General features: G+C 78.7%; 1 pseudogene. It reads left to right on the forward strand.

Annotated elements, in window-relative coordinates:
• Positions 1–250, forward strand: a pseudogene (locus tag ACLBYB_RS33085) (hypothetical protein); the annotation flags it as partial.
• Between the last annotated feature and the right edge of the window lie 60 nt (positions 251–310).

Below are 310 nucleotides of genomic sequence, written 5' to 3' on the forward strand. Positions count from 1 at the left end.
CGCGGTGAAGCGCGCCAGCAAGGAGAGCGAGCGCAGGCGGACCGCCCGGGCGCGCGGTCGCCTGGTCACGAGCTCCCGCAGGGCGCTGGCGATGAAGCAGGCCGCCGGCGGTCACGGTCTCGCGCGACCGACCTCGCGCACCGCGCACGATGGCATGCAGGCCGTTCCGAACGACGGCCTCGCGCCGTCGGGCCCCCTCGACAGCGCGGGACACGAGATCGCGCGGCGGCGCGGCGGCGGTCCGCGGTAGCGCCAGACCCGGACGGCCGCCGCGGGCGCTCCGGGCTCGGCCCTTGCACACCGGCGTCGG

The organism is Methylobacterium sp. D54C, from assembly GCF_053345595.1.